Genomic DNA, 17140 nt, shown 5'->3' with positions numbered 1-17140 from the left:
CTTGCACTAGCAATTAATTTTATACGTTGTTGGCATTTCGTTGTTTTTATATTTTTATTTATTATTCCTTTAATTGAAAATATTGAAGATTTCCCTGATTTCCTCTAAATCTAATTTCCCCTTTATCTTTTAATGAGTGCCATATTTTTAGAGTTTCTGGATCTTTATAAATATTACAAGATTGAAGTTCACTTGTTTTATGAAATTTTTTCATTTCATTTTTTTCATTTTTTGTTAATGACATTTTTTTTAAGTTTCATTTTGTTTTTTTTTTAACCTGAAAGGTCACTAGTATTTCAATCCAAAATTATACCATTTGTTTCAAATAAAAAAGATGGTTCATTTAAATTTAAGTAATAAATGTTATTCCATAACTAACCAAATCCCGCATACATTTCAGTTTTCTATTCGTAAACAAACTAAAATTCCACTGTAGTTTTTATTCAAAATTTATGTCAGAAATCAAAGCAATTAATTATACACGGTGTTACCCAATGTATATTTGTTTTTCATATCTTACTATTAAGAAAAAAATATGAATAAAATGAGTAAACTCAGTCTGAAACAAAGAAATGTTTGAATAGTCTTCTATTGTTGTAATTTATACATAAGATTAACATGTCGTTCAATTTCCGAACTAAAATCTTTATATAAGAATTTATATTTTGGTTCCAGTTTAGCTTTAATGTCTTCAAGAGTTTCATTAGAATTTTTACCTTTTTCAAAATCTGATTTTACTTGTTTCCAAACGATTGATAATAAATCAGCATCTCGCATTACCGACTCTATGGTGGTTGCTTTACCGTGTCCTGTTAAGACAATAGTTGGACTTAAATTTGCTATCGAGTAAAGTGTACTAACTAAATTTGGCACATTTTTATAATCAGTAATCATTGGCATCCAATCAGAACTTAATACATCTCCACCAAATATTATTTTTTGTTTAGGTAACCACATCAAAAGATCTCCTGGAGAATGTCCATCATTAGAAAAAATAAATTCGACATCTATTTCTCCGAATTTACGCTTCTGTTCTTGATTTAATAAAACTGTAGGAAACATAAGTTTAGTGGAACCGATGGTACCTTTAGTTACTTGAGAATAAAGCTCAACATCTTCTTCTCCATACTTCTTCATGGTAATATGTGCTTTATTACTTGCTATAATTTCAACAGCAGTTTCGTTAAACGCTGCATTACCAAGCCAATGATCTGCATGACTATGTGAATTAATTATCCAACGAACAGGTTGATTAGTAACAGTCTTAATTGCCTTCTTTATTTTGTTACCTATTGATTCAGAAGATCCAGTATCAAAAAGTAGGACTCCTTTTCCAGTAACAACAAAATGAATATTGGAATTCCAACCTTTGTTCTCAGGAGTAGGTAATCCTTTAGATGGTGAAACAATGCTATATACATTTTGAGTAATGGTGGTTACCACAAAATCTGAGTTAGCATTTGCAGCGCAAGAAATGTTAGTTATTAGGATAAACAAGCTGAGAATAAGCCTGATGATTTTAATTGGGTCTTTTTGACTCATCGATTTCGAGTGTTTTTTTATGTTGGGTAACGTGTTTGTGTATGGTTAGTTGTGTTGGCTATGACTAAATTAGTAAAAGAAAACGAACCAGAGGAAAATCCGCAGGATTTTCCGAGTACCACAGACCAAGCAATTGGTTATACACGTTGTTGTGCTTAGTTTTTAATCTCTTCTCTATTCCCTTTTAATACACCTACAAGTCCTTTATCTTTTATAATCTTTTCATACTGAGGTCTTATAATCTCGTTTCCTTCTTGGTCTACGAATCCTAAAAGTCCACCTATTTCAACCACTGCCCAATTTTCCTGATATTGTCCAAACGCTGATATTTTTTCATACCGAGGCTTTATAATTTCCTTTCCTTCTCGGTCAATAAATCCTAAAAGGCCACCTGTTTCAATCAATGCCCATTTTTTCTGATATTGTCCAAACGCTAATATTTTTTCATACCGAGGTTTAATAATTTCCTTTCCTTCTCGGTCAATAAATCCTAAAAGTCTACCGATTTCAACTAATGCCCATTTTTCTTGATATTGTCCAAACGCTAATATTTTTTCATACCGAGGTTTAATAATTTCCTTTCCTTCTCGGTCAATAAATCCTAGAAGTCCACCGATTTCAACTAATGCCCATTTTTCTTGGTATTGTCCAAACGCTAATATTTTTTCATACTGAGGTTTTATAATCTCGTTTCCTTCTCGGTCAATAAACCCTAGAAGTCCACCGATTTCAACTAATGCCCATTTTTCTTGGTATTGTCCATAGGATGAAACTTTATCATACTTATTTTGTCCGTATGTAAAGAAGGAAACTGTCAACAAAACAAAAATCAATTTTAAATTTTTCATAATAATCTATTTTATATGTTTATAATTTCTCTGATAAAATAAAGCACAACGTGTTTGTGTATGATTTGTGCGACTTAGAATCCGCAGGATTTTCAGTTGTAGCAAATCAGATGTTTAAATATATAAATTTTAATTGAAGTAGGAGTGAAGCATTGATTATACACGTTGTTACCTACAGTTTTTTCACACTAAATACTTAGTTTAAATCCAAAAACAGGAAGTTCTCCTTGAATAAAATCAATCTCGGAATATCTCAAAAACCCTAATCTTTCATACATTCCCCAAGCAATTTTCATTGATTCGGTAGAATGAATATAAAGTTGATTTTGATTGAGTTTTATTGCGCGATTAATACATTCTTTACTGAGTAGCTTACCTATTCCTTTTCCTCTTTCCTTCGGGTCAACCGCGAGTAATCTAAATCCAGAAGCATTTTTTATTTTTGTGATAGTTCCGCCAGAACCATAGTTTTTTAAATCGCTGAAATATAGAACTGCTCCAACCACCTTATTTCGATTCGAAATAGCTACTAAAAGTTCCGTGTTTTTATTTTCGGTTAGATCGCCAACATTTAATAACATTTTATAATATTCCGGCTGTTCTGATTCTTTTGGAAAACCCTCCAATTGAGAATACACTTTTATCATTAATTTCCCAACGTTTTCAAACTCTTCAAGTTTAGCATTTCTTATTTTTAATCCTTGGTTATTCATTTTGAAACATAGTTTAAGTTTGAGCGTTTTCCAAATTGTAGGTAACGTGTTCGTGTATGGTTAGTTGCTGTAAGCACTAAGATAGCAAAAAGAAGCAGCGTAAAGGAAATTCGGCAGAATTTCCGTGGTAATGATTAAACACTTTCAAGCAATTGATTATACACGTTGTTACCTGCTGGCTACTTTTTAATGAACTTTTGCGTTTGCTTTAAATTGTTAGATTGCATTTCTAAAAAGTAAATACCTTGAGATAAATGACTAACATCTAATTGGTATTCTAAGCTTGAATTTGAAGGTTGATTAATTTGTAGCAACCTTCCATTAATGTCATAGATGGAAATAATATCTATTAATGTTTTACTTTGAATATTTATTAGATTATCTGTTGGGTTTGGGTAAATATTTAATTCTTCTAATTGTAAATCAACCACACTTAATGCATCCAATTCATAGGTTTGTTCCGCTGTGAATAAAGATTCTAAATATCCTGTATCAATTGTTTGAACTCTCCACTTATAAATGCCTGGTTCAGGATCAACTATTTTAAAAAATTGGTTCTGATAAGCATTTCCAATACCCACAATAGTTCTCTTTCCATTTGCCAATGAATTGGAGCTAACTAAAATATCATTACCCTTAATAATTGAAATGTTATATGACAGCCCATTACTTTGAGTTTCTGCATCCGTGGAAGAATTCCAACTAAAAATCAATTCATTATTTAAAAATTGAGTGTTTAAATTGGTCGGTATTTGAGGGGCTGTGTTTACAACTCCTCCTCCAAGATTCTCATATAAGCTTACTCGACGATGGGAAAAATCAAACTCCCCTAGCACTAAAAAATCTAATAAATTGTCATTATTGTAATCTGCGATAGTAACCATTCCTGCTTGTATATTTCGAAGAAATGTTTCATTCTCTAAATCTGTAAACACGCCATTAGTATTCAGAAATATCCGAGTTCTATCCAAAACTCCATCAACTTCATTTCTGCCAGTTTGTACAATGTCTAAATAGCCATTATTGTCAAAATCCCCCAATTCAATATAAACTTCGCCTGACAGATCATAAACATTATCTATATTGATCTCTGTAAAGGTTTCGTCGCCATTATTTTTGTACAAAGATGTTAGAGCTGATGCACTAGAGCTTTCATTTTTACCAGTAATTAAAATATCTAAATATCCATCATTATCAAAATCACCCCATTTAGCATCTCCATTTTGATTTGTGTAGGCTGATATATACCCACCAAATAAGCCATCTATGTTATTGAATATCAATTCGGTAAATGAACCGTTCCCATTATTTTTTAATATGGCTAAATTTGAGTTAGTATAGGCTAAGTTATCTGTAGTAGGTTTAAAAACCATAATATCCACATAACCATCATTATTGAAGTCTCCCCATGACTCTGTAGATTTAATAAAAGTATCTCCAAAATCTAGGTTCGAGTCTGTAAAAGAATTTGTAGCAATATCATTGTTATATATTTTTAACTTCCAAGTTGTGGAGTTTTCCCTTCCAAAATATAATAAATCTAAATCACCATCATTGTCATAATCTCCCCAAGATGGTGGAACACTACCAGTCTCGAGTGTTGTAATTGGAGTTACAACTTCAGTAAAGGAATTATCTGGGTTGTTTTTAAATAACTTATTGCCACCAAACATTGGGCTTCTAGTGAAATAAACATCTAAATCCCCATCATTATCATAATCTATCCATTTAGCACTAGAATATCTATTACTTCCTGAATTTTCTATGACTGGAAATCCAACATCCAATATTATAAAGCCAGATGTAGTGTTTTCTAAAATACGACATTGTTTTGAACCATTATGATTATCATCATCTGTATAAAAAATCAATATATCAAGATCTCCATCATTGTCAAAATCGCCCCAATCAGCTTCTCTTGGTGAAACATCATCCAATAATGGTAATTCAATAAAAGATTGTCCGAATGCTAATTTGGTAAAGATTATAAACAAAAGTAAAGTTCTTAATTTCATATTTCTGGTATGTATTTTACACTATAGACAAAAGTATTTATTTATTACTTATGATTTTAAAAATTATCTATTTTTTATGAGTCGTATTCTTATATCTGTTATTAATCAATTCGGATTTCGTTTTTTCGCTTGCAGGTAACGTGTTCGTGTATAATTAGTTACGGAAAATCAGTTGTGATTTTCCGATGAAAGACTAAGTTAATTAATTCCGAGGATTTTCCGAAAGGGAAATCAGAAGTAATTAATTATACACGTTGTTGGCAGTAGTATTTTTATTATAAAATTCAATTATTAATTCTGCGAGTTCTTCTCCTTTTTCTTCTTGGATAAAATGTCCAGCATTGAGAATTTTATGATTTTGTTCTTTAGCCCCAGGAACTATTTTTTGAAATGCTTTTTCCGCCCCAATCATTATATTGTCTTCATCTCCAAATATGGTTAAAAATGGTTTGTTCCAAGATTTTAATTTCTCCCATGCTTTAAGATTTTTAATTGATTCAGGGTCGTCTTGTTCAATTGGGACTAATGTCGGGAAAATTCTTGCTCCAGCTTTATATTCTTCAGAAGGGAATGGTGCATTGTATGCTTCAAAAACCTTTTCCGATAGGGATTGAACAGTTCCCATATCTATTACCTTGCCGATATTGAATCCAGCTGAATGTTGTGAATATGCTCTCCATTGTAAAAAACTCTCTGGAATAGGTGTTTTGCCAGTGGGTAAAGTTGTATTAGAAGCAATGACCATGTCAAACCTATTATTCATTTCCGTTATAATTCGTAAACCTGTTAATCCTCCCCAATCTTGACAAAAAAGAACGATGTTTTTCAGATCAAGTTTTTCTATAAAGGCTGAAATCCAATCAATGTGTTTTTGATAAGAATAGTCTTGTTGGTTAACTAATTTATCCGATTTACCAAATCCAATTAAATCAGGTGCAACAACTCTAAAATTATTTGAAAGTATAGGAATCATTTTACGATATAAATACGACCAACTTGGTTCTCCGTGAAGTAGTAAAACAGTTGGATTGTTATCATTGCCCTCATCAAGGTAATGTAATCTTAAACCATCTTCAACATTTAAATAATTACTTTGAAAGTTGTAATCTTCCAAATTATCAAATCTATTTTCTGGTGTTCTTATGATTTTCTTCATGGTCGTTTATATTACAGCCAACGGTTCGTGTATGGTGTCGTAGCTATCCCGTAGGGTAGCTATGCACTATACACATTGTTGGCAATAGTATTCTTTAAATTATATTGATTCCACCTGTCTTATTAATTCTAAGTCAGCCTTCGCCAATCACTTTTTTGATTATATAAATTTACAAATTGTTTTTTAAGCTGGAATTCAGGATTCTTAATAATTTAATTTAAATATTTTATCGCTTTGTTTTATCGTAACAGACTCTGGAGTTATTTTTGTTATGAAATTCCTTATTAAGCAAACAATGAGATTATCAGATTGAGCCAGTTTGCCAATAAACCAACTTGTACGGATAACATCCTGTGCTTTTTCTTTCCTTATTTGCTCATATCTACTGAAAGCCTTTTGAGTGGTAGATTCTTCTTTCAAACAAATACTTATTGCCATAGCACTTTCTATTGCTTGAACAGCTCCTTGTCCCATATTTGGAGTTGTTGCATGAGCAGAATCTCCAACAAGGCAAACATTGTCTCTGTGCCAATTGTCAATTGGTTTTAAATCCCAAATTTCATTAAAAAGAATATCTTCTTGAGGAGTTTCCGTAATAATGTCTTTAACTGTTTGGTGGTAATCAGAAAATATATCTAATAGGTCTGCATCTTTGGTTTTGAATTTATTTTTATTAATTAAAGCAAACCAATAAACTTTATTTGGTGTAATATGAACAAATCCAAACCGATTACCTTTCCCCCATATTTCATTCAACTCATGCCCATGCTTCTTGTCAATTTTTGCGTTTGAAATTCCTCTCCAACAAACCTGTTTTGCATCCCTAAGTTCAGTATTGCTAAAAATGGATTTACGAACTTTAGAATGGATCCCGTCAGCTCCAATAACAATTTCTGCCTGATGAATGGTCCCGTCTTCAAAGTTTAAAGTGACTAGTCCATTATGCTGTTCCAATTGTTTCAATTTCTTGTTCAAATGGATAGGCGTTTTACCAATTTGGTTTAAGAGAATTTCATGAAGGGTAGCCCTATGGATTGCTACTGATTTCACACCGTATTTATCTTCAAAATGCTTAAAGTTTGCCTTCATTAAAAAGGAGAGTTTCATTGTTCTAGCATTCATTGAGTTAGTATAATTCGAATTTGCTAATATCTCATCATATATACCTAACCGTTTATATACTTGCATTGCATTTATAGCTAGATTTATACCGGAACCTGCTTTTTTAAATTCAGGGCTGTGCTCAAATATTTCTACCTCAAAGCCTTTTTGGATTAACGAAATAGCTGTTGTTAAGCCACCAATACCAGCACCTATAATTGTGATTTTTTTCATTTTTTAGTTTTTAAAAATAGAACATCTAATTCCCATTTTTTTTCTTTTATTAGACTTAAAGCAAATGATCCGGCCGAAGCAGTAAGCACAGAGAAGTCAAATACTCCTTTTACTCCAGTTGAAAAAGTCATTGACAAAGCAAATAGGAGTATTAAAAATCCACTTAGTTTAGCAAATAACTCTGTTTTAAACCCAATAATTAAACATACGGCAAAAACAATTTCAGCCGCTGTTGCTATAATTCCTATTGAGGAAATCATAGAGCTCGGTATCCAAGGGTTTATTATTTGGGTATACTCTAAGAAATTATTCCAGTTTCCCCAAACAGAAACTTCTTTGTTCCATAATCCGAATCGATCAGCTACTGCTGATAAAAACCCAATTGCGATTGCAAACCTCAAAAAGAGTTTGATTGTTGTACTATTCATTTTGTCCATATTTCTATTGTTTTATTTAAGACAAAGTTCAAGTATTGGAATCATACTTACCTATAAGGTATATTAAGAAAGAGTATTAATTTAGTTTAAGATTTTACAAGTTTTTTACGGATAGTACTAAGAAATTCTGGAGTAACGCCAAGGTAAGAGGCTATTTGGACATTAGAGATACGATTGAAAAAATAAGGGTAACGTTCTAAAAAATCAAGGTAACGTTCTTCAGCTGTTGAACTAATGTTTTGAAGGACTCTCTGCTGAGTGCTGACTAGAGCATTTTCAGTAAATACTCTAAATATTCTATTGAATTTTGGGTAGTCAACAAATAACTTAAGTTGATCTTCTTTTTTGATTTGAAGGATGATAGAGTTTTCCAATGCCTCAATATATAGTTTACTTGGCTTTTCACTTTGGAAACTCCCAATGTCACCAATCCACCAATTTTCAATGGCAAATTGAAGATTGTGTGCTTTTCCATTATTATCAATCATATACATTTTAAAGCATCCTTCTAAAATAAATGTGTTGAACTTGGAAACATCACCCTCTTGAAGAATAAACTGTCTTTTTTTGATTTTTCTCTCTTTAAAAACATTTTTCACAACAGATTGCTCCTCCTCATCTAGAGGAAGATGTCGATTAAAATATTCTATTAGTGGCTTCGTGTTCATATTGTTGCCAACGGATTTGTGTATGGAAAGTTGCGGTTTTGTGTGCGAGGAATTTCCGGAGGAAATTCAGACGTAACAAAATAGCAACTGACTTTGTTTAAGCACTAAACTACGCAATTTTTTATACACGTTGTTGGCTACCGTTTTTCACTTTGTTGTAAATAATAATAATTGATATAATCTCTCCTAAATAATAGAGAACAGATTGAACGCCATATAGCATATAATTATCTTTTAGATAACTATAATATTTAGTGATTCCTTCATTATTCAATTCAGATTTGAGTATTGGATAAACGATTTGAATACCTTGAATAATAAAGTAAGCTACAAAACTCCAGATAAAGTATTTCAAAACCTGATTACTTATCGATTCATAATTATTATAAATCCAATTAATTACATAATTAATTAGAATTATAAAAAGGATAAGTCCTAATAATTCTGACAGCCAAAAAGTCCAGGATGGCTTTAAGTCTAAAAGTATAAAAAGATCTTTTGAAATATCTCCAATTCTATAGGTTAGATTTGAAATACTTAAATAAGTAAATATTCCAATTCCGAAAAAACCTATTACTTTATTTTTATCAATCATTAAAGGGGTTTTGGTTTACGCCTGAGTTTAAATGGTTGCCAACGGTCTTGTGTATGATTAGTTGCGGGAAATCAGCAATGATTTTCCGCCGTGGAACTAAAGTAATTAATTCGAGTCCAGTTCCCGCTACAAAGAAGTTCCTTGATTATTCAAGGAGTTTTTCTTTTAGCATTAATCTAAATAAATATTTACGAATTATTTGTATAAACAAAAACCCCTTCAATATCATTGAAGGGGCTTTGAGCTTTTTTATTATTGATTAATATTTTATCAATCTTTCTGTGGCAACATCTTTTCCTTGCATCACTTTCACGATATAGACACCTCCAGGAAGTTCCTTACCGAATCGATAAGTCTCCGTTGGTCCAAACTCACTTGAAAGTATAAGTTTGTATAAAAATTAAGGGGCCAAATGGCCCCTCAAATCATTTATAATATGGTCTATTTAGAATTAATTACTTAAAACTCACTTTCTTCGTAATCCATTGTCCATTGGATTTCAAGACAATAAAATAAATTCCACTAGGAAGCGGTGAGCCATCTTCTGAAGCGCCATTCCATTTAAATTGACGCATAGGTGAATCTATAATGCCTGAATGTAGATGATACACACGCTGTCCAATAAAGTTATAGATTTCAATCTCTGCATAACTGTTTTGAGGAAGGCTAATACTAATCGTGGTTTCATCATTTACTGGATTAGGTGCTATTACCATCTGCATATTTAATCCTTTAACAGATTGAGGGTTTGATGTCCGTTCAGTGCTACAATTTGCACCATCACATGGACCTAGATAGTCTCCATGAGCAAGGTGATCTGCTACAGCTCTCGGGGCAACGCAAAGGGTCTCTCTTCGGTCGGGATTATCTGGAGATATATGACACAGCACTACTTTATTAGTCCTATTGCCACATTTCCATTCGTCTATCAGGTTATCAAACCCTGGATAATACGCACAATCCGGCAACCCATCACCATTGTTGTCGACGGTATCATCTCCTCCTGGGCATTCATCACAGATGTCAGCAACGGTATCGCAATCTTCATCCGGTCCTTCCACCGTTACTGTTGCTGTGCAAGAACTTTCATTACCGCATTCATCCATCACTGTGAGCGTCACTGTATGATCTCCCAAGAAGTAACAGCTGAACGTAGAAATATCGATTGCCAATGTCACATTTCCGCAGGCATCATTAGATCCATTATCTATCTGATCGGCGGTTATGAACACTGTTTCATTATCGCCAAGTTGGACAGTAATATCTTGGCAAATAGCATTAGGAGGTGTGGTATCTACAACGGTAATGGTCTGATCACAGGTAGAAAAGTTTCCAGACGTATCGGTTGCGGTCCAAGTACGGGTGATTGTTCCTGTAGAACCACAGCCATTCAGATCTGTAACATCGCTAAAAGTAAACGTTAGGTTTTGATCACAATTGTCTGTGCCGGTTGGAGATCCGGTATTTATTGGTGTACTATCTTCATCACATTGTATGGTGAGGTTTGGTGGACAAATAATACTTGGCTTTATTTTATCCTGTACGGTTACTGTTGCTGTACAGCTACTCACGTTACCATTGACATCTATGATTTCGTAGGTTACCGCATTAGCCCCGAGATCCATACAAGTTAATAAATTTGGAGTAACAGTTTCAGAAGCTAATCCGCACTCAGCTGTCGATCCATTATTTACATCTGCTGCAGTAATACTAATGTCAGAACCTGCCGCATCTAATTGAACAGAAATGTTTTTACATATTGCAACGGGCAGATCACAACAGGTTATACTTACTTCAGCATTGCCAGTTGCTCCATTAAATCCTGACAGAAATATATAATAGGTCACACCGGGAGAGGAGACAAACTCAACTGTACTTTTAAGACCACAACCTGCAGCATCATCATTTCCGGCTATACAGGCTAAACTTGTACATGAACCGGAAAAGACTGACAACTTGGTGTCAAAATCAGTACCGTTATTGCATGTGCTTACGGTAACTTGTTCTCCATTTCCAGTAAATTCATACCAGACCCCTTTTTGATCTGGAAGCAAAGCTGCTCCACAACTCAAAGGGCCGGGGTTGCCATCACTGGTCGCATTCATGGTGTTGACGGTGCGGCTTTCCCCACAATTGATATTGAGTGCATTGATACAACCAACATTTGGTGGCATACTACAAGGATTGGCAGAACCACTCATGACGGTGGTAGAGCCACCATCTTTAGGATCTAATAGTTCATTGAGGCGGCGACGGCTGTCGCTTGCGCCATTGTTTGTCCAAGAATAAGAAAGTTTTCCATAATCACCAGTATCATTAATGGGATCACTACAGTTAGGATTGATTCCTGTAAAACTTCCGAATAATTGGCCGATTACACGGCCATTAGTTCTAAATAGGGCTGAACCGGAAGAACCTCCCTCAGTCACACTTCGATTTCCAGAAACTTGATCCCAAGGATTAATTCTCCAATACCGATCGCTTACAGCAGAAGCTGGCGTAAGGCTATGGATAGAAATCTTTTTCACATCTCCTGCCGGGTGATGGATGCCTGCACCGCCGGTGCCTGTATTTCCAGAAGCATCCCAGCCTGCAAAATATACGTCATATGCCGACTTCGGGTTTTCATTTAACTCAAATAAAGCAAAGTCAGAAGAATTGCCAGCCGAATTTCCTACATTGGGATTGGCTAATACTCTTTCAATTCCATTGGTTGTTTGGGAGTCATCCCCTTGCTGGCCCAGGTTACAACCAGGTGTCTCAAAATTCCAATAAAAAATCGCCGTATTGAAGGGGCCAATATTATTGACCGCATCATAATTTAAACCTGTACTAATATCCATGCAGTGATTGGCTGTCAAGAATAAAGGCTTACAGTCATTATTGGTATTATTCATCAGTGTACCTGAGCACCAGGTATTTCCATTTCGGGTCCACTTGCCTACTGCACGCTTGACAAGCTGCCAGGTAGCGTTACCTGAGCAGTTGACATCGGTCATACAATTACCAGAATTACCTGTGGCAGTGTTGTTTTCACCATAGCCTCGATAGCCGTGATTGAAGGTGCCGATATGAATGACGCCCTCTCCTTTTACACTTTTTGGCTCATAGTACTCCAGTACTACAGATTCTCCCAAAAGTAAAGCCGTTGCAAAAACACGATCTTTTTTATTGTTAGCAGCCGTAAAAGCGCCTCTTATCTGACTTTTGTCTGGTTTGTAAATATGAAGGGTAGCTCTTTTAGGAAGGAAAAATTCTTTGTACAATAAATTAGTAGAAACGGCACCATTTGACTTGATTTGGAGACGCCAAATCCGATCTCCATTGGGTAGTTCATCCCACTTTCCCGAGTTCTCCATGGTCAAATTAACCGGTATAGAAACGGCAAAACGCCAAGGTTTATCTGCTTCATCTTTTTTAAGATCTTCCTCTAAATAAGGTTTTAGGTCAATTGCCGGTGGCGTAGTCACCGGTACTTCGGCACTCAAAAAATTCTGGTTTTTTGGATCATCCGTTTGCAAAGGCAAATCAACACTCAATTGAGCATTCATAAATTGAGTCATAAAAAGCAATAAAGCGAGACTCAAGTTCCATTTAAATGAAAAGTAATTAAAGTTCATAATTGTTGGTTTTAATGTTAATGAATCGTTGTTTAAGCAGGTTATAAAGTTCTTGAGTGGTGCTTGTTTGGATTGCCTACACTCAATCATATTTAATTGAATGTTAGATTTACTGTTTCCGATTTAATAGTTATCGTAAAAAATGCAAGGACTCCTATTTAAAACGGAGAATAACCTAAATGCCTCCATAAGAATTGTCCAAAGTGTGGCTTTAAATGAGGACAATAATTTATTTGTTAAACGATATACTTTTAAAAACCAAACTTCCGACGTTATCAATGGAAAAAACCATTAATTCGTTATTGTTTGGTAAAAATGGGGGATAGATAAAAACTCAATTGAAAATACGAGTTCTCCCTCTAAGGTAGATGTTTTTAATGTATAAACAAAATATTCTTAAATAATTCAGATAAAAATTATTAATCATTAAGTTCCTGATAATAAGCACAAGTAGCATTTTATCCCGGGGCATTCATCACAGATTTCAGCTACAGTATCGCAATCTTCATCCGGTGCTTCCACAAAGCCCGTGTCCTAAACTATAATTTAAAAAGTTGCCTATCTTCTCCTTAAACAGGTTGACAATTCGGGTTGAAAATTTCATTTATCAATGACGTTAATTTAGTGGAATATTGCCAAATCAGTATTCTGATTTTTTTTATAATTATTAAGAAATTCAAGTAATTTTTCAGCGTAATTCTTCAAGGTGCCAAAAATAGTTGATTCGCATCTGGACAGTATTTAAATCACCCTAAGATTGTTCGATTAGCCCTTTTTGATATTGAACCGGAAGTTTTTTTAAAAGAGTCATTCCAATTACTGCAAGAGTAATTTCTTCAATAGCATATTTAAAATACTTTCCGGTTTTCCTTTTGAAAGTAAATTTTGTCTCTTTTTTCTAAAGAATTTTATCATTGGTAAGCGGTTTCTGGTAACGGTTTTGTATATGAAAATTAGTGGATTTTATGCACCTATTTTTCGATTGAATACAGGCCTCGAATTTATAAACTTCATTTCGCTTTAGCACTAAACCATTATTTTTTATATACTGTGTTGTAACACGTTATTCTTTCACTGAATAACTTCTTAAGGTTTCATCAGCTTTAAACCCCATTTTAGCGTAAATTCTTTCACCAGATTCTGATGCCACCAAAACAACAGTATTACTTCTATTTTTAAAAGCTTCAAATATCAACTTGGTGGTCATAATTTTCCCCAATCCAAGCCCTCTATATTTTGCAATTGTACCAATCATATGAATGCCAGAAACTTTATTCCGGTCTAAAAAAATAATACCACAATTTACTACAGAACCTCGATGACTGCCCAGGTACAATCTAATTTTCGAATCGGAATTAAGTAATGATATTATTGTTTTAGGATAAATTATATACCCAAATGATTTGGAAGCAACTTCTGCAAATTTAATTGCTTTTAGCTCGGTATCTACTTGTTGTATGGTCGAAAAATTATCTATAGGTTTATGTTTACTCGACAGATTTAAATACATTCCTTTTACTACAGATGTTTTTTCAAAATTGTGAGTTAAAAGCAGTTTTTCCGTCAATTCATTTTCAGCTATTCCTAGCGAATTTGGCAAAAGCCCGGTTTTCATTTTTAATTTTAGCTGCTCAAAATCTAATCTTTCACTATCAATACCGAAGACTTTACTTGGCCAAGACATATTGCTAGGGTGGCTATATTTGAAACCACTTTCATTGGTAAAGAAATCACCCTGTAATCCAATATATTCCCAAAACTCAAACAGGTGATCTATGATGTAATTATTCATGATATAGAATTTTTAATAGAAGGAGTAATAGTCAAACTAAATGCTAACTATTACTCAACTTCTAAGATTTATACTGCTGAAGCTGCTATAAAGGCTGCTGAATCTTCATAAAATCGATATTCCTTTATTTTTCCATCGGCTATGATACAACGCAGAATCCATGTACTATTGAAAAGCTTACTAGTGGCCTTGACTTCATGGGAAAAAGTGCCATTTGCCATTACTAGATTGTCTCCAGCAGATGATATATGTTGTACCGTAAAATCTTTTGTTTTGAATGTAGAGGTAATGTTATTCAAAAATTGTTTGGCCTCCTCTTTTGTTCTATAAATGCCATGCAATTGCTCTTTTGGACGTTCTTCTTCTTTGACACTAACGATATAACAATCAGTATGAAATGAGTTTAAAACTTGTTCCATATTCCCCTTTTGAAATGACTTGAAGAAATCTTGCACCACTTCTACATTGCTTTTTTTTGTTAGAGCTTGTCCATTAATTAAAGCAACCACAGCTTTTTTCAACTTAATGTTTTCATGTGGATCTGTGATGGACAAATTATTCTTGTCAAAATTTTGGTCAAAACTGCCCAATGAATATTGTTCCACAAAAAGACCTCCCCATCGTAACACTAGTTTTTCTAAAGTTTGAAGATGCGTTTTACCACCTGTTGGACCAGGAGAGGTGCTTAAAAGCAAAACGGGTTTTTCACTAAAAAATCTTTGATCGATTCGAGAAAGCCAATCGATCATGTTTTTTAGAAATGCTGACGGAAGTCCATTGTGTTCGGGAGAAGCTATGATAAATGCATCGGTTTCAGTGAATAGCTGAAAGAGCTTTTTTATTGGTTTAGGAATCCCATTCTGTTCAATATCTTGGCTGTAAATAGGGACATTGAATTTTTTTAAATCAATGAAATCGATATTTTGATCAGGGAATTTTTTTATTATTGATTGAATTAATTTTTCGTTAATTGAGTTAGGATTATTGCTTCCCGTAAATGCTGTTATTTTTTTCATTTGTACTATTATTTTAAATTGATTAATTAATAGTACAAACTTACATCAATGGAATAGTTGAAAACTTAAGGTACCTTAAGAAAGGTTTGGCAATGATTTTTTTCTAAGCGAACTCAAAAACTCAGGAGTTATTCCTAAGTATGAAGCAACCATATATTGCGGAACACGTTGTTCGATATCTCTATATTTTGAGCGGAATTCAATGTAGCGATCCTCTGCTTTTTTACTCATGGAATTAATCGTTCGTTCTTGTAACGAAACATATGCTTTTTGAAATTTGAGTCTAAAAAAACGTTCTATTGCAGGTACAGTATTATACAATTCATTTAATTTGTCTTTATGTATTTGGAGTACCACGCTATTCTCAATAGCTTGAATAAATTGTTTCGCAGGAGTGCTAGTCAGGTAACTGTATAAATCATTAATCCACCATTCTTCTAATCCGAATTGAATGATGTGTTCTTTTGCATCATCGTCCATATAATAACTTCTGAGACAGCCTTCTGAAATAAATCTCATATGTGATGAATGGTCGCCCACGAATAAAAGAATTTCTTTCTTTTTTAATTCCACGATAGTAAAACATCCACTTACGACTTCGGCTTCATAGTCTGTTAGTGTTATACTTTTTCTAAAGTGTATTATAAGTTTATTAATTTGGTTCATTTCTTTTTCGACAGGATTTTAATGTGTTACAACGTTGTTGTGTATGGTGAGTTGCGTGGTTAAGCACCTAATTTAGCAAATAAATCACGGATAGAAAATTCCAGCGGAATTTTCGTAAGTCGGCAGTGACCAAGCAATTAATTATACACGGTGTTGTGGTGTCGTTTATTCTACAGTATTCAATATCATATTCAACCCGCTTGGTTTAAACTTTTTTTTCTTATATGCATTTATAGCACTTATATTTTCAGAATACACATTTAACTGAACTTCGGTTAGTCCTCTATTCCTTGACCAAGAAATTAAACGATCTATAATTTTTCCATTAACCCCTCTTCTCCGATATTCCGGTAACACATACATAAAACCTAAATAAGCGTATTCTGAATTCTTATAGAAAGTCTGATTGTTTTTTGTAAGCGCATAACCAGAGCCAACAATTTCACTATTTATTGTAGCAACTAACATCATAGCATCTTCCCTTTTAATAAGGTTTACTATATCATAATACTCGATGGGATCTTTTCTTAAATTAGGGTCAAAATGTCTTTCGAATCGAATTATTTCTTGCTCAAATTTTTTTAAAACTACAAGGTCACTGATTTCTGCTTGTCTTATTTCAATTTTCATGTTTTCCACAATAATTTTTTTCAAATGCACCACAACGGATTTGTGTATTGTTATTTGCGGGAATTTCGTTTAGAATATTCCGATTAGTTAAAGATAGTAATTTGTAG

15 protein-coding genes are annotated in these 17140 nt (G+C 33.6%); all 15 read right to left on the bottom strand.

The features are described from left to right. Positions 1-61 precede the first annotated feature (61 nt). Complete coding sequence (locus V7719_RS18220) at positions 62-244, bottom strand: hypothetical protein (protein ID WP_335731382.1); 183 nt, start codon at positions 242-244, stop codon at positions 62-64. 344 nt (positions 245-588) lie between these two features. Next, positions 589-1542 carry an MBL fold metallo-hydrolase gene (locus V7719_RS18215; RefSeq protein ID WP_335731381.1) on the bottom strand — a complete coding sequence of 318 codons (954 nt, stop codon included), beginning with the start codon at positions 1540-1542 and terminating at the stop codon, positions 589-591. A gap of 155 nt (positions 1543-1697) precedes the next feature. Continuing rightward, a complete protein-coding gene (locus V7719_RS18210) occupies positions 1698-2390 on the bottom strand; it encodes a WG repeat-containing protein (RefSeq protein WP_335731380.1) in 693 nt (230 codons plus the stop codon). Between the two features lie 188 nt (positions 2391-2578). Next, on the bottom strand, positions 2579-3103 hold the full coding sequence (locus tag V7719_RS18205) for a GNAT family N-acetyltransferase (RefSeq protein ID WP_335731379.1): 525 nt from the start codon (positions 3101-3103) through the stop codon (positions 2579-2581). Between the two features lie 179 nt (positions 3104-3282). After that, positions 3283-5118 (bottom strand): T9SS type A sorting domain-containing protein, encoded by a 1836-nt coding sequence (locus tag V7719_RS18200; protein ID WP_335731378.1) that lies wholly within the window; start codon positions 5116-5118, stop codon positions 3283-3285. Positions 5119-5359: 241 nt separating this feature from the next. Then, entirely contained in the window at positions 5360-6274 is a 915-nt protein-coding gene (locus V7719_RS18195) for a haloalkane dehalogenase (protein WP_335731377.1), read from the bottom strand. A gap of 204 nt (positions 6275-6478) precedes the next feature. Next, positions 6479-7609 (bottom strand): FAD-dependent monooxygenase, encoded by a 1131-nt coding sequence (locus V7719_RS18190; RefSeq protein WP_335731376.1) that lies wholly within the window; start codon positions 7607-7609, stop codon positions 6479-6481. Further along, the gene (locus tag V7719_RS18185; RefSeq protein WP_335731375.1) at positions 7606-8037 is read right to left on the bottom strand and encodes a DoxX family protein; all 432 of its coding nucleotides are present in this window, start codon (positions 8035-8037) and stop codon (positions 7606-7608) included. Before V7719_RS18185 ends, V7719_RS18190 begins: the two co-directional genes overlap by 4 nt. A gap of 95 nt (positions 8038-8132) precedes the next feature. Then, on the bottom strand, positions 8133-8714 hold the full coding sequence (locus tag V7719_RS18180; protein ID WP_335731374.1) for a Crp/Fnr family transcriptional regulator: 582 nt from the start codon (positions 8712-8714) through the stop codon (positions 8133-8135). A gap of 121 nt (positions 8715-8835) precedes the next feature. Then, positions 8836-9309: a hypothetical protein gene (locus tag V7719_RS18175; protein WP_335731373.1), complete on the bottom strand. Its 474-nt coding sequence runs from the start codon at positions 9307-9309 to the stop codon at positions 8836-8838. Between the two features lie 455 nt (positions 9310-9764). Continuing rightward, positions 9765-13019 carry a T9SS type A sorting domain-containing protein gene (locus tag V7719_RS18170; RefSeq protein ID WP_335731372.1) on the bottom strand — a complete coding sequence of 1085 codons (3255 nt, stop codon included), beginning with the start codon at positions 13017-13019 and terminating at the stop codon, positions 9765-9767. A gap of 973 nt (positions 13020-13992) precedes the next feature. Next, positions 13993-14721 carry a GNAT family N-acetyltransferase gene (locus tag V7719_RS18165; protein ID WP_335731371.1) on the bottom strand — a complete coding sequence of 243 codons (729 nt, stop codon included), beginning with the start codon at positions 14719-14721 and terminating at the stop codon, positions 13993-13995. 68 nt (positions 14722-14789) lie between these two features. Further along, positions 14790-15737 carry an NAD(P)H-dependent oxidoreductase gene (locus V7719_RS18160; RefSeq protein ID WP_335731370.1) on the bottom strand — a complete coding sequence of 316 codons (948 nt, stop codon included), beginning with the start codon at positions 15735-15737 and terminating at the stop codon, positions 14790-14792. Positions 15738-15812: 75 nt separating this feature from the next. Then, positions 15813-16403, bottom strand: a complete 591-nt coding sequence (locus V7719_RS18155; RefSeq protein WP_335731369.1) for a Crp/Fnr family transcriptional regulator — start codon at positions 16401-16403, stop codon at positions 15813-15815. A gap of 165 nt (positions 16404-16568) precedes the next feature. Beyond that, positions 16569-17057: a GNAT family N-acetyltransferase gene (locus V7719_RS18150; RefSeq protein WP_335731368.1), complete on the bottom strand. Its 489-nt coding sequence runs from the start codon at positions 17055-17057 to the stop codon at positions 16569-16571. Positions 17058-17140 lie beyond the last annotated feature (83 nt).

The sequence above is a fragment of the Psychroserpens sp. genome, assembly GCF_036960315.1.
GTDB lineage: Bacteria > Bacteroidota > Bacteroidia > Flavobacteriales > Flavobacteriaceae > Psychroserpens.
Note: the sequence above shows the minus strand (reverse complement) of the source record. Positions and strands in the feature narration are given on the sequence as shown.

Excerpts from the sequence above, each read along its gene's own strand:
- V7719_RS18180 (WP_335731374.1), bottom strand. The coding sequence starts at position 8,714 with ATGAACACGAAGCCACTAATAGAATATTTTAATCGACATCTTCCTCTA.
- V7719_RS18170 (WP_335731372.1), bottom strand. The coding sequence starts at position 13,019 with ATGATTGAGTGTAGGCAATCCAAACAAGCACCACTCAAGAACTTTATA.
- V7719_RS18210 (WP_335731380.1), bottom strand. The coding sequence starts at position 2,390 with ATGAAAAATTTAAAATTGATTTTTGTTTTGTTGACAGTTTCCTTCTTT.
- V7719_RS18175 (WP_335731373.1), bottom strand. The coding sequence starts at position 9,309 with ATGATTGATAAAAATAAAGTAATAGGTTTTTTCGGAATTGGAATATTT.
- V7719_RS18205 (WP_335731379.1), bottom strand. The coding sequence starts at position 3,103 with ATGAATAACCAAGGATTAAAAATAAGAAATGCTAAACTTGAAGAGTTT.
- V7719_RS18195 (WP_335731377.1), bottom strand. The coding sequence starts at position 6,274 with ATGAAGAAAATCATAAGAACACCAGAAAATAGATTTGATAATTTGGAA.
- V7719_RS18185 (WP_335731375.1), bottom strand. The coding sequence starts at position 8,037 with ATGAATAGTACAACAATCAAACTCTTTTTGAGGTTTGCAATCGCAATT.
- V7719_RS18190 (WP_335731376.1), bottom strand. The coding sequence starts at position 7,609 with ATGAAAAAAATCACAATTATAGGTGCTGGTATTGGTGGCTTAACAACA.
- V7719_RS18220 (WP_335731382.1), bottom strand. The coding sequence starts at position 244 with ATGTCATTAACAAAAAATGAAAAAAATGAAATGAAAAAATTTCATAAA.
- V7719_RS18200 (WP_335731378.1), bottom strand. The coding sequence starts at position 5,118 with ATGAAATTAAGAACTTTACTTTTGTTTATAATCTTTACCAAATTAGCA.
- V7719_RS18155 (WP_335731369.1), bottom strand. The coding sequence starts at position 16,403 with ATGAACCAAATTAATAAACTTATAATACACTTTAGAAAAAGTATAACA.
- V7719_RS18160 (WP_335731370.1), bottom strand. The coding sequence starts at position 15,737 with ATGAAAAAAATAACAGCATTTACGGGAAGCAATAATCCTAACTCAATT.
- V7719_RS18215 (WP_335731381.1), bottom strand. The coding sequence starts at position 1,542 with ATGAGTCAAAAAGACCCAATTAAAATCATCAGGCTTATTCTCAGCTTG.
- V7719_RS18165 (WP_335731371.1), bottom strand. The coding sequence starts at position 14,721 with ATGAATAATTACATCATAGATCACCTGTTTGAGTTTTGGGAATATATT.